At 47.0% G+C, this 12,360-nt stretch carries 10 protein-coding genes; 5 read left to right on the top strand and 5 right to left on the bottom strand.

The annotated features are described in order from the left end of the window. Complete coding sequence (locus AC3WRW_RS16835; RefSeq protein WP_492547453.1) at positions 1-3,078, bottom strand: chondroitinase family polysaccharide lyase; 3,078 nt, start codon at positions 3,076-3,078, stop codon at positions 1-3. Between the two features lie 221 nt (positions 3,079-3,299). Beyond that, positions 3,300-4,865, bottom strand: coding sequence for a catalase (locus AC3WRW_RS16840; protein WP_492547454.1), 1,566 nt, complete (start codon positions 4,863-4,865; stop codon positions 3,300-3,302). 166 nt (positions 4,866-5,031) lie between these two features. On the opposite strand from AC3WRW_RS16840, the gene AC3WRW_RS16845 reads away from it, so the two are divergent. The 5 genes from AC3WRW_RS16845 to AC3WRW_RS16865 all read left to right on the top strand — a co-directional run bounded on the left by AC3WRW_RS16845 (position 5,032) and on the right by AC3WRW_RS16865 (position 8,271). Next, on the top strand, positions 5,032-6,048 hold the full coding sequence (locus AC3WRW_RS16845) for an SDR family oxidoreductase (protein WP_492547455.1): 1,017 nt from the start codon (positions 5,032-5,034) through the stop codon (positions 6,046-6,048). Between the two features lie 24 nt (positions 6,049-6,072). Further along, positions 6,073-6,441: a DUF4180 domain-containing protein gene (locus AC3WRW_RS16850; RefSeq protein WP_492547456.1), complete on the top strand. Its 369-nt coding sequence runs from the start codon at positions 6,073-6,075 to the stop codon at positions 6,439-6,441. 333 nt (positions 6,442-6,774) lie between these two features. Further along, the gene (locus tag AC3WRW_RS16855; RefSeq protein ID WP_492547481.1) at positions 6,775-7,416 is read left to right on the top strand and encodes an NAD(P)H-dependent oxidoreductase; all 642 of its coding nucleotides are present in this window, start codon (positions 6,775-6,777) and stop codon (positions 7,414-7,416) included. A 16-nt stretch (positions 7,417-7,432) separates the two neighbouring features. Continuing rightward, on the top strand, positions 7,433-7,807 hold the full coding sequence (locus AC3WRW_RS16860; protein ID WP_492547457.1) for an ArsR/SmtB family transcription factor: 375 nt from the start codon (positions 7,433-7,435) through the stop codon (positions 7,805-7,807). Positions 7,808-7,821: 14 nt separating this feature from the next. After that, entirely contained in the window at positions 7,822-8,271 is a 450-nt protein-coding gene (locus AC3WRW_RS16865) for an SRPBCC family protein (RefSeq protein ID WP_492547458.1), read from the top strand. Between the two features lie 242 nt (positions 8,272-8,513). Here AC3WRW_RS16865 and AC3WRW_RS16870 read toward each other — a convergent pair whose 3' ends face one another. The 3 genes from AC3WRW_RS16870 to AC3WRW_RS16880 form a co-directional block, all read right to left on the bottom strand. Beyond that, positions 8,514-9,359 carry an aldo/keto reductase gene (locus tag AC3WRW_RS16870; protein ID WP_492547482.1) on the bottom strand — a complete coding sequence of 282 codons (846 nt, stop codon included), beginning with the start codon at positions 9,357-9,359 and terminating at the stop codon, positions 8,514-8,516. Positions 9,360-9,509: 150 nt separating this feature from the next. After that, a complete protein-coding gene (locus AC3WRW_RS16875; protein WP_492547459.1) occupies positions 9,510-10,937 on the bottom strand; it encodes an MBOAT family O-acyltransferase in 1,428 nt (475 codons plus the stop codon). Next, a complete protein-coding gene (locus AC3WRW_RS16880) occupies positions 10,934-12,130 on the bottom strand; it encodes a hypothetical protein (protein ID WP_492547460.1) in 1,197 nt (398 codons plus the stop codon). The genes AC3WRW_RS16875 and AC3WRW_RS16880 overlap by 4 nt, the downstream gene beginning before the upstream one ends. Between the last annotated feature and the right edge of the window lie 230 nt (positions 12,131-12,360).

Raw genomic sequence — 12,360 nt, forward strand, 5'->3', positions numbered from 1 at the left:
TTATTTGATTAACTCGACGTCAATCGACTTGCCGTCCACCGTATCGAATTCTATCGTCGTAGTCGAAGCGCTTGTGCTTGTGCTGATTACGCGCGCCTCGCTGCTGGCCTTCTTCAAACGCCAGACGCCGTTTAAGATGACGGTGTCCTTCTTCATCACGCTCGGATTAAGCACTCCGGTCAGCCGCAAATCGGGGTCCGCCACGCTCAGAACGACTTCGTTAGGACTTGGTGACTGAACCATCGCCATGATCGGGTCGCTGCTGCTTTGAATCAAACCTTGATTGACCGGCACACTGCTGTTAAATATGGCGTATCCGGTAACTTCCTTGCCTGATGCCGTGTTTTTCACAATATGCGCATGGCTGTTTTTTTGCAAAACGATGTACTGCGTATTGGTCGCGAATGCGGCCGTCCCTTGGGCGCCAGCCCCTACGAGAATGGCATATTCGTAGCCGGAAGAACTTGGCGCAGGGCCGTGATTGATATAGGCGGTCGTGTAAGCGCCGGACGTATTCTTCGTACCCGCGCTGTTCTTGGAGCTTTGCACGCCACGTGTAATCACAGTGCCGGCGGCATTCGGCAGGACATATCCGTTGCCGTAAGGATCTACGATCCAGGCTGGGGTTGTGGTCGTGATGGTGCTCGCATAAGTTGCATATATGACTGAGGTTACGGAGTTATACCAGAATGGCGTCGAGCTGCTAGGCATATACGATTGGAAGAGGGTAGTTTCCGTATTGTGCGTGGAATCCGTGTTTTGAATATCCGAGCCTAAGCTGACAATTTTATCGCCAAAAAAGAAGACGGATTTGTTTGCTCTGAAACTTGAATCAAACACAGTATCATGCAATTTCATGGCGAAAAGTCCGTATTTGTTTTGGGACGAAACGCCTCCTACGAATGTGTTGTCAGTAAACAATCGCGCGCTGCTGGTTTTTTGGGCCAGCTCAGCTAGAGACAGGTGTTTCACTGTCGTTCCAGGCCAGCGGCTCCAATCCCATCCGGCATCAAGGTGAATACCGCTTTCGACGATTCCCGAAGTCCGTCCGTTTTGCAGAATTTGCATATTGCCGTAGTTTTGATACGCGCCATACACGTTTTGATTGCTGGCTGATTCGAAGTTCCACGCATATTTACTCCAGCCTTTGATTCCTACCAGACGGTCATTCACTCTGTTGACGGCCATTGCGCCGTAAGGCATGATCCAGATGCCTTGCGGATTCGCTTTCGGCGCGAAACCTGCCTTGGACAAGTTGTCTGCAAGCTGAAGGCCGCCGAGCGTATCCAGATACTCTACACCGTATGAGTCGGCTTGTTTGAACAGGCCTTGCAGCACTTTGGACTGCGGATCCCAAAGTCTTGTGAAGGTGGAGGCAAGTTCCGTGTCGACCGGGGTTTTGGACATGGCCAGATAGGCATATGCCTGTATTATCGTAAGCGGGCTGGTAGTATTAGGGAAACGTCCTGTCGCACCTACGGGCATGGTGTAATGATTAGATGCCAGCTCCAAAGTGAGCAGCGCTTTCTTGATGTTATTCTTTGCTTCGTCAGACAGGGCATAAGGAGTACCGCCCAAGAGGTAGGCGATCAGGGACGCTGCGCTCATCGCATGATCTCCGTATGCGTTCAAATAGACGCCGCGGTGATGGAACAGCGTTCCGTCAGGCTTGATCGTATCGGCAAACCCAGGCGCGATTTGCAGCGCTTGTTCATAGAGGCCGACGAGGCCTTTCATGTACTGAACTTTCTTCGGCGTATGATCCATGCCCAGAACGTAAAGCAGATCATACATGAATTTCGTTCGGATTTCGTCCGCTGTCGTCTCCTCATACACGGAATTATCGAATGTCTTCCCGAAGTTGGAGTACCAGAAGATCGTGTTAAGCTCCCGCTCGAAAATCCCTGCGGCCTTGAGCTCATTGCGCATGAGATAAACGGCATGGAAATAGCCGCTGTGCCTGTTTGCTTCATGGTCCTGCGTGCCGAGTGCGCTGCCTTCCGCCCAGCCTTGATCGTTCATATAATCGAGCACATCGATCACCTTTTGCTTGCTTGATGCATTGCCGTTGATTTTGTAATCAAAGACGAGCGGAAGAAGCACCGTTTGGCTGACATGATCACCGAATTTAAGCGAGTGCGGGTCTGCGTTGGCATATAGCGCTTCTCCGGTTATCGTCCCGTCGGAGTGTCTGACGATATGCAGCGAGTTGTAGGCGGCAAGCCCCGCTTGAATGAATCCTTGGAGAGCGTCGTACCTCATTTTGAGCGGCCCGGTTAGCCCTGCATAGGACAGTGCATCGCCATAAACCCACTTCTCGTAGCGGCTTGAGATCGCATTGAATGCGTCGATTTCTTGCTGGGTAATTGTCGATGGGAGGGGGAGCGTCGGCTGTTGTTGGCTGTAGAAGTAGACATTATCCCACGAGCTTTGGCCGACATTAAGCCCAGGCTTGGGCATCTGATAGTCTGCGGACCTCGCGGTTACCATGAATGAGGCGAATTCCAAGTTGTCGAAGTAAAGGTTCCCGGACGGTACCGAAGCGGGCGGAACGATCTGCATGGCCTCAAGCGCTTCGTTGATGTTTTGCGTATACGCCGGATTTTTGCCCTCCTCCCTGAACTTGACCCAGACGGCCCGCCACCCCTTGAAGTTCAGATTCACTTTGAAGGTATAGTGGTAGATGCCGCTATTGATTTCTGCCGTTTTGCCGAAGTTGAACGTCACGTGATCGTTCACCGGATTTTCGTTATAAATCCATAATTTCATGCCGCCGTGCTTGACGTTGGCTGCGGCCAGATTGGCAGGCTGCGTGTCACGCAGTTTGGAGCCGTTCGACCATGTCCAGTGCAAGGAGCGGCTTCCATGCTTGAAGTGCTTGCTGGACAGATTCGCCGTTCCGCCGTTTTCCGTGCTCCAGGTAGAGGGCAGGGAAGACGCTTCGAACGATTCCGTCATGGAATAATTGTCGGCGGCCAGTGTACTGCCGGGATACGCCCCCAAGCTGGATGCTAGAAGCAGCGCCGCTGCCAAAAGCCGAATGCCAAGCTTTTTTCCATTTCCTAATGTTAAGTCCACATCAATTCCTCCTTACATTTTTTTATGCCTTTGGCTCTTCTGCCAAGGGAAAGTCGCTAAGCTATCACCTCCTAAACTTACCTTGATTATCGGAAAACAGTTTTCAAAATATTATAAAAATTCTAAAATAGCAAAAAAATACATAATTCTACCTAAAAATAGGACGGACGAACTAGCTGTTTTAGGCACGACAAAAGGCACCCCTCGGGGTGCCCTTAGTCCTAATATCCATCCGTACGCTGTCCGGAGTGCTCCGCCAGCTCGGCTCCTTCTTGGGCAGAGGATGAGCCCAAATGGGCGGTCTCGGCCTGAGCGCGGGAGAGCGCATCAGCGACCCGCTTGCCATAGTCGCGATCCGCATTCGTGAAATGGGCAATCATCTTCTCCTGGATATGCGGCTTGCACACGTTGAGCGCCTCGGCCAGGTTCAAGATCAGATCCTCGCGTTCCCACTCCTCAAAGCTGCGGTAGGTATCTCCCGCTTGCCCGAAATCGTTGGTGCGGCTCAGCTTCTCGCGGACAAGCTTGGCTTGGTAGGCCGGCTCATGCTCCTTGCCGGAAGGGACCGCTTCTACGAGCCCGCCCAGTGAAGACGGCTCGTAGTTGACATGCGGGTTCTGCCCGGAAGCTCTGTCGACGACAAAAGCCATCTGTCCGTCCCGTTGGTTCGTGGCGACCCGGGTTTTGGGCGCGTTGATCGGCAGCTGCAAATAATTGGTGCCTACCCGGTGGCGTTGGGTGTCGGAGTAAGAGAAGGTTCGGCCCTGCAGCAGCTTATCGTCCGAGAAATCCAACCCGTCTACAAGAACCCCCGTACCGAAGGCCGCCTGTTCCACCTCGGCGAAATAGTTGCCGGGGTTACGGTCTAGCACCATTTTGCCTACAGGTAGAAAAGGAAACTGCTCGTGATCCCACAACTTGGTAGGATCCAGCGGATCAAAGTCGAGTTCGGGATGCTCGTCATCGCTCAAAATTTGCACGCAAAGTTCCCATTCCGGAAAATCCCCGCGCTCGATAGCTTCATACAAATCCTGCGTAGCATGAGAAGTATTCTTGGCTTGAATATGCTCGGCTTCCTGCTGTGTCAGGTTTTTCATGCCTTGCTTCAGCGGCTGCCAGTGGTATTTGACCAGAACGGCTTCTCCTGCTTGGTTGACCCACTTGTACGTGTTCACACCTGAGCCCTGCATTTGCCGGTAGTTGGCCGGAATGCCCCACGGGGAGAAGAGGAAGGTGATCATGTGCGTGGCCTCAGGGGAATTCGAAACGAAATCGAACATTCTCTCCGGGTTGGACAGGTTGGTGACAGGATCAGGCTTGAAGGCATGGACCATGTCAGGAAATTTGAGCGGATCGCGAATAAAGAAAATTTTCAAGTTGTTGCCGACCAGGTCCCAATTCCCATCTTCCGTGTAAAATTTAGTGGCGAAGCCGCGCGGATCGCGCAGCGTTTCCGGTGAATGGCCGCCGTGAACGACCGTTGAGAAGCGGACAAAGACAGGCGTTTGCTTGCCGGCTTCTTGAAACAGTTTGGCACGCGTATAGGTGGCAATCGGCTCGTTGCCGACTTTCCCATAAGCTTCGAAATAGCCATGAGCCCCGGCGCCGCGGGCATGCACAACCCGCTCGGGAATGCGTTCCCGGTCGAAGTGGGAAATTTTTTCGATGTAGTGGTAGTTTTCCAGTGTGGATGGCCCGCGGTTTCCGACCGTTCGAATATTTTGATTATCCGAGATGGGGTGGCCTTGCCGATTCGTTAACGTCATGTCTTGATTGTCCATATCCATTGAGCGGTATACATCCTCCTTTGGTCAATAACAGTAACTTTTGCGGATTCATGGAAAATTATTCTGGTCTTTAAGTTGAAAGCGTCCGGCTGAACGGTACAGGAGGTTTCAACACCTTGTATGGCGAATGAATAAGGGATGTTTCAAGATTAGCGGAGGTGGCAGGATGAAGGCGCTATTTATTGGAGGAACAGGAACAATTAGTTCGGCAATTACGAAGCAGCTGCTGGAAAGCGGATGCGAACTTTATTTGCTCAATAGGGGTACAAGAAACGAATCCTTACCGGCAGGGGCCAATCTGCTGACTGCAGACATCCGGGATGAAGAACATGTCGCCAGTCTAATTGAACATTTGGAGTTCGATGTCGTTGCGGATTTCATCGCGTTTGAACCGTCTCAGCTGGAAAGAGATTACCGCTTATTTCAAGGCAAAACGAAACAGTTCATGTTCATAAGCTCAGCTTCTGCGTACCAAACGCCGCTGTCCGACTATAGAATTACGGAGGGGACGCCGTTGTCCAATCCGTATTGGGAGTACTCGAGGAACAAAATTGCCTGTGAGGAATATCTGATCAAGCAATATCGCGACCATGGCTTTCCCATTACGATCATTAGGCCGAGCCACACCTACGATGAACGCTCTATACCGCTTGGTGTGCATGGAAGCAAGGGCAGCTGGCAGGTTGCCAAACGCATGCTGGAGAACAAACCCGTTATCATTCACGGAGACGGAACTTCGCTGTGGACGATGACGCATAATAGCGATTTTGCTAAGGGCTTTATAGGTCTCATGGGCAATCTTCATGCCATCGGGGAGTCCGTGCAGATCACTTCCGATGAGACGCTGACCTGGAATCAAATTTATGAAGCTATTGCCGGCGCGCTAGGGGTCAAGCTTCAGGCGGTCCATGTTTCATCTGAATTTTTGGCGGCATGCAGCAAAGAGAATTATAGAGGCGGCTTGCTCGGAGACAAGTCGAATTCCGTCGTTTTTGACAATGCGAAGCTGAAAAGGCTCGTTCCCGAATTCGTTGCCACGACCCGGTTTGATCAAGGGATTAGGGCAACGGTTGCCCATATTCTGGCTCATCCTGAACTGCAAAGAGAAGATCCGGAATTCGATCAATGGTGTGACAGAGTAATCAATGCCTTAGATGCAGCCGCTAAGGCCATACTGGAATAAGGCAAGCACCAAGAGGAGGAACAAATGAACATATCGGTTGATATCAAAAACAACTCCAAAGTCGCTATCGTGGAAAGCAATGACATCCTCATCAGCGACGTGCAGGGGGCACTGGACTTAATGGCTTCTGTTCGTTATACGGAAGAATGCCATAAAATTGTGATAAACAAATCAAACTTCACCGAAGATTTCTTCGAGCTCAAAACCCGGCTTGCGGGTGAAATTTTGCAGAAATTTACGAATTACCAGGTGAAAGTCGCGATTGTTGGGGATTTTGACGTGTACGACAGCAAAAGCTTGAGGGACTTTATCTACGAATGTAATCAAGGCAAGTCCATCTTCTTCCTCAAAGACAGAGGGGCTGCGATTGAAGCCCTGCACAATGCGGATTAAGCTGGATGCAGGTTTATGCAGCGCAAGAAGAAAGCACCGTTACCTCTTTTGGAGGGAGCGGTGCTTTTTTGATGCGCCATTTTTGATCTGTTTCTGCTTGACAATAAATAAAAACCGCTTTATATTTAACCTAATAGTTAAATAACTAAATGGTTAAATAACTATGTGGTTAAGTTCAAGTTGTGGTTTTGATTGTTAAGCTATCTTTTATTGGGAAGTTGGTGGGATGAAGGAGACGGTTTGGAGAAAATGTTTGTGACGTGCCGCAAAAGTATATGGCTTTGTTTTTTAACGCTTATTCCCTAAAAAAAATTGAAGGTAGGTAATTTAATTATGGCAGTCGTCTTATATATCACAGCAAATCCGAATGATCATGAAACATCATATAGCATGGCAGTAGGAAAAGAATTCGTTCAGGCTTACCGATCCGCAAATCCGAATGATGAAGTTATCCATCTTGATCTATATAAAATGGATATCCCAGAACTTGATGCCGATGTTTTTAGCGGTTGGGGCAAGCTTGGGGCGGGCACTGTGTTTGATAAATTGAGCGTTGCAGAAAAAATGAAAGTAGGCCGTCTGGTTGAACTGGTTGATCAATTCGTTGCTGCAGATAAGTACATATTTGTAAATCCGATATGGAATTATTCATTTCCGCCCGTTATGAAAGCATACATTGACTCTATTTGCGTTGCAGGTAAAACTTTCAAATATGTTGCCGGTAAAGGCCGGGTTGGTTTACTGAGAGATAAAAAGGCGGTTCACATTCAAGCAAGTGGAAGTGTCTTATCGCCTGGTTCAGCTCTTGCGGACTTTGAAATGGGGCATCGCCATCTGAATGCCATTATGGAGTTTTTTGAGGTTCCCAGCTTTGAGAGCATCTTCGTTGAAGGAATGGCCGTAGATCCCGATTGCGCGTTAGCGATTAAGGAAAATGCGGTTCAACAAGCGCGCGAAGTTGCTCGGAGCTTCTAACTATAGGTATCTCTGCTTGACATTAGATAAAAGTCTACCTAAACTTAAACGTATGGTTAAATATAACGATGAGATATTAAATGATGTTTTCCAAGTGCTTTCTGATCCGACGAGAAGAGAAATCATAAGACGTTTAGCCGTTGGAGAGATGACAGTCATGAATTTGGCTAAGCCTTTTGAGATGTCGCTGCCAGCCGTTTCTAAACACCTGAAGGTGTTGGAGAAGGCTGGTTTAGTTTCAGTTCGAAAGGAAGGAACGTATCGATATTATTATCTAAATCCAAATGTAGTGGACAATGCTCACGAGTGGTTAATGGACTTGAGGAAGTTTTGGACTGCGCAAGTGTTTAACCTTGAACATTTTTTGGATAATCAATCTAAAGAAGACTAACGGAGGCACTATTCATGATATCAATGCAGGATGAAAAATTTTTCCTTAAGCTTCATCACGTATACAACGCGAGCAAGGAAAGAGTGTTCTTGGCTTGGACGAAGGAAGAACAGCTGAAGCAATGGTGGGGGCTGGTGGGTTTTACGACGACAATTGGACAAATGGACGTTTCAGTTGGCGGGAAATACCTGTTTCATATGAAAGCCCCGAATGGCAAGGTTCATACGTTAGAAGGCCGATATGTTGAGATCGTTCCGCATGAAAAGCTATCGTTTACTTGGAAGTGGTTGAATGAAGGAGACGATTCGGAGGAAACGCTTGTTACGATTGACTTTATCGGTAAGGACAATAAGACGGAGCTTGTGATTACGCATACGGAGTTCTCCACGATGAAGGAAGCGAAAAAACACAATAATAGTTGGACAAATTGTTTAGAAGGCGGCTTATGCAACTATTTTAATTGACGTGTAAGCGCAGAGGGAACTGCAGGGCGTTATTTCACCGAAAAAAGGCTTCTAAGCCGGCTAAGGGAAACTAGAGTCCGCTATTTCATCGTTTTGAGAGATAATTGAACATTTTGGTGAAATAAGACCCTCTAGTTCCCCTCCATCGCCGGAAATTCTGCTTCTCTCCTAAATAAGGGAATGGAGTTCCCTTCAATCAGGTGGATCCCTAGATCAAGTTGCGGGGTACCCAGAAATTTTACTTAAAAATCAAAATTATCCGGATCCGGTCCGACGCGGCGATTCTCGTTCAATGCGTCGATGCGAGCCATCTCCTCATCGCTTAACGTGAAGTCGAAAACGTTGGCATTCTCGATAATCCGATGCTCTTTGATCGATTTCGGGATCGTCACGATGCCGTGCTGAAGATCCCAACGGAGAATCACTTGAGCGACCGATTTGCCGTGTGTAGAAGCGATCTCGCCAAGAACAGGATGGTCAAGCAGTTGGCCCTGCATGAGCGGAGACCATGCTTCCAATTGAATGTTCTGCTCTTTGCAGTAGCTCAGAAGCTCTTGCTGCGATAGCAGCGGGTGAAGCTCCACTTGGTTGACCATAGGCTTGATTTCCGCGTCTTTCAGCACATCTTCAAGATGATGGATTTGGAAATTGCTGACGCCGACTGCTTTCACGCGGCCCTCTTTGTACAGAGTTTCCAAAGCCCGCCATGCTTCTTTATATTTCCCTTTCACCGGCCAGTGAATGAGATACAGATCCAAATAGTCCAGTCCCAGCTTGGCTAAGCTGGCCTCATAGGCGGCAATTGTCGACTCATAACCGAGATCGGCGTTCCACACCTTGGAGGTTACGAAGAGCTCCTCTCTGGCGAGGCCATTTTCTTGAAGCGCTTCGGCAATTGCTTGTCCGACGCCTGTTTCATTGGCATAGACGGCTGCAGTGTCAATGCTGCGGTAGCCGCTACGGATCGCCGATTTAACCGAGCTAATGACCTCGGATCCTTCTTCTACTTTGAAAACACCCAGCCCGAACCAAGGCATCTGGATGCCGTTGTGCAAGGTTGTTGTGGATTTTAAATTGCTTGCTGTCATGATCGTTGTTTCCTCCTCGTAAGCATGAATCAATCCCATCCGTATGATGCCACCAGTGGGTAAATGTTATTATGAACCTCCCGACCGCAAATGGATAGTACGCACTTTTTAGTTATATAGTTACAAAGAAGTAAGTTAGGCTTGCGTCAGTTAAAATTGAAAATAGATAAATGTGCTCTGCTCATGCTTATACATGAGTACAAGAACGACGATAAAAAGGGTGTAAATTGCCCCTCGCAGGGGAGAAGGAAGCCACTTATGCCATGCACTCGAAACTTGTTTGTAATTTTTAAGAAGCAAATGTTCTAAAATGTGTAGGATGATTAAAAGCAAAATAATTAGCCAAAAATGTCTGACCCATGCCGGAAAAAATAACGCCTCAGGAAATGTTAGCATTTTTCTCATCAGAACCAGGGCGTCGGTTAAACTTTCTACTCGAAATAGCACCCAGCCTAAACAAGTTAATGCAAAAAATGCACAAATCGACAAAACTTTATAGATCCAAGAGTTATGCCGGTCTTGTAGTCCCATCCGATCCAGCAGCACGACCCAAAGTTTATGTCCGATCAAAAGCCCGCCCTGATACATCCCCCACGCGACAAAAGTCCATTTACTGCCATGCCAAAGCCCTGATAGTGACATCGCTGCAAAAAGACTAGCATATTGACGAAGCTTGCCGAAACGGGATCCCCCAAGTGAAATGTAGATGTAATCTCGAATCCAGCTGGATAGCGTAATATGCCATCGCCGCCAAAATTCCGTTGCATTTCCGCTCAAATAAGGAGTAAGAAAATTCGTGGCTAAATGCAAGCCGAATAAATGACCTATGCCTACTGCCATATCGCTGTAACCCGAAAAATCAAAATAGATCTGAAAGGCGTAAAGAAAAGCTGCCGTCCACCCTTCAGCCCCATTGAGCCACCCAGGATGAGCAAAGAAACTGTCGCAATAAGGTGCTAGATTGTCTGATATGAACACTTTTTTGATGAGTCCAAGACTAATAAAGAAGACACCGATTCTCATATTCTCTAAATTAAAGCGTATTTCAGCCAGTCGTTTTATTTGAGGGAAGAACTCTGCCCCTCTCATGATGGGTCCCGCAATCATATGCGCAAAAAACATGATAAACATCCAGAATCGTAAGATAGATGTCTCAGGCTCAATCTTCCCTCTATGCACATCGACTAAATAAGCGATAAGTTCAAATGTGTAGAACGAAATGCCTAGAGGCAGCGCCAGGTTCAACCATTTCTCATCGAGCGAAACTAAGGATATGGAAAGAACACGTTCTAATGATTTTAAGAAGAAAGCCGTGTATTTAAAGAAAATAAGGTTGGATAGAGATAGGATGATACCCAGCCATAGAAAGAAAATGGCGTTCTTTCCCTTCATGCATCTGGCGCAAATAAATACAATCGCAGAAACGACGCCGAAGAGAAGTAAATATTTTATACCTACAACCGCATAAAAAAGGATATTAGCAACCGTTAATAGCGAAAGGCGAGCCTTCGGAACGGCATAAAACAAGATCATAGTTGCTATTAGCAGAAAAGCAAACTCTGGTGTATTGAACATCATAATTTATGCCGCTCCTCTGATTGGAAAGCATCCCATACCAACCTTGCAAGTACATGATAGCCCTCAGGCATAAAATGCGTGTGGTCTGTAAATAGTTGATCAGGAATGCTGCCCTCGAGATTGAGAAAGTTTATGGGCTGAGAAACGAGAAAATCGTTTAATGTTTTTAAGTTTTCTTGGTACCCTTTTCTTCCCGTTAAATCCTTCATTAAGCTATGATTAGTTCCGGTCATGACAAGCAAGGTATCCTTCGATTTCTGATGCTCGATTATTTTGTTAAGGAAATAGACGTCTACATTTCTCTCGGTTAAATCGAGAGGGGCATCCGAGAAAGATTTTTTAATTTCCGGCTGCTCCAAGTAGCCTTGTATATCTTTCTCATACCAAGGTTCTGAAGGGCCAAGCTCATCGCTCGCAATTACTCCGCTTGTTTTCCGATTCCATTCATCCTGCACAGTTTGATTTAAATAATCTTTATAAGAAAATAACTGGAAGTAAGGCAGGATAACGTTTTCAATCCCATTTTTAACTTGTTGATAAGGTTTAGCGGGCGGCGCTCCATTAGATGAAATTGGCAGCAAGTGTTGATAAGCCTGAGCATCCATAGATCGAAGATCATCCATCCACCAAAATAAGGCCGTTTCATTCGTATCACGAGAGACAAAACTCGCATAGCGCACGTTGAAAATCAGACGATCAGTGGAGATGCCGTAATCATCTAGCAGCAGCAGCATCGCGTAGATATCGCCGATCTGTGAAGCCGGTAAAGATAAATTATAGATTTGCTGTGTCTTCCCGCCGGCAAGTTCTTTTTGAATGAAAGCATTGAATGTATCATCCGACTTCCCCGGACTGCCATAAAAGACGGAATCGCCTAAGATAACGATGTAATCCTGTAATTTTTTTCGATCGATATCTCTTTTGATCTTATCGAGTGCAACTTTCAGATCGTTCCGATTATCTAATATTAATTTGTAAGATAATCGGTAATGATAGATTTCATCTATCGGAACTGCAAAGGGTAGGCAAATATCAAGAATAAGTAGAAACAATACGATAAAAAAGCTCGATCTTGGAATTTTCCCCATAAATTTTGCGATTAAAATAATGGATGATCCTCCTTGCTCATGATTACTTTCAAATCTCTCTACAGGGTAAGTATAAACCGGATAGGATAATTTTGGGAATACCATGGGAGGGGTTGGAAGAATTGTTGTTTGGTTAGGGGGATATAAGGGGAAAATTACCTCTGATTTGACTGCGGAGGCTTGTCAGAACAATTTAATAGGAAAAACTCCTGCTTTTTGCGCCGAGTTCATGAGAATCCTCAGAATCCGGTCAAATTAACAGGAGTTTTTTCTTCTATATCCCTATGAGGTCAGCTTTCAAGCAAAATAGAGGGAGATTTTCCATTCATCATCTA

The organism is Paenibacillus sp. FW126-R14 (assembly GCF_058789495.1).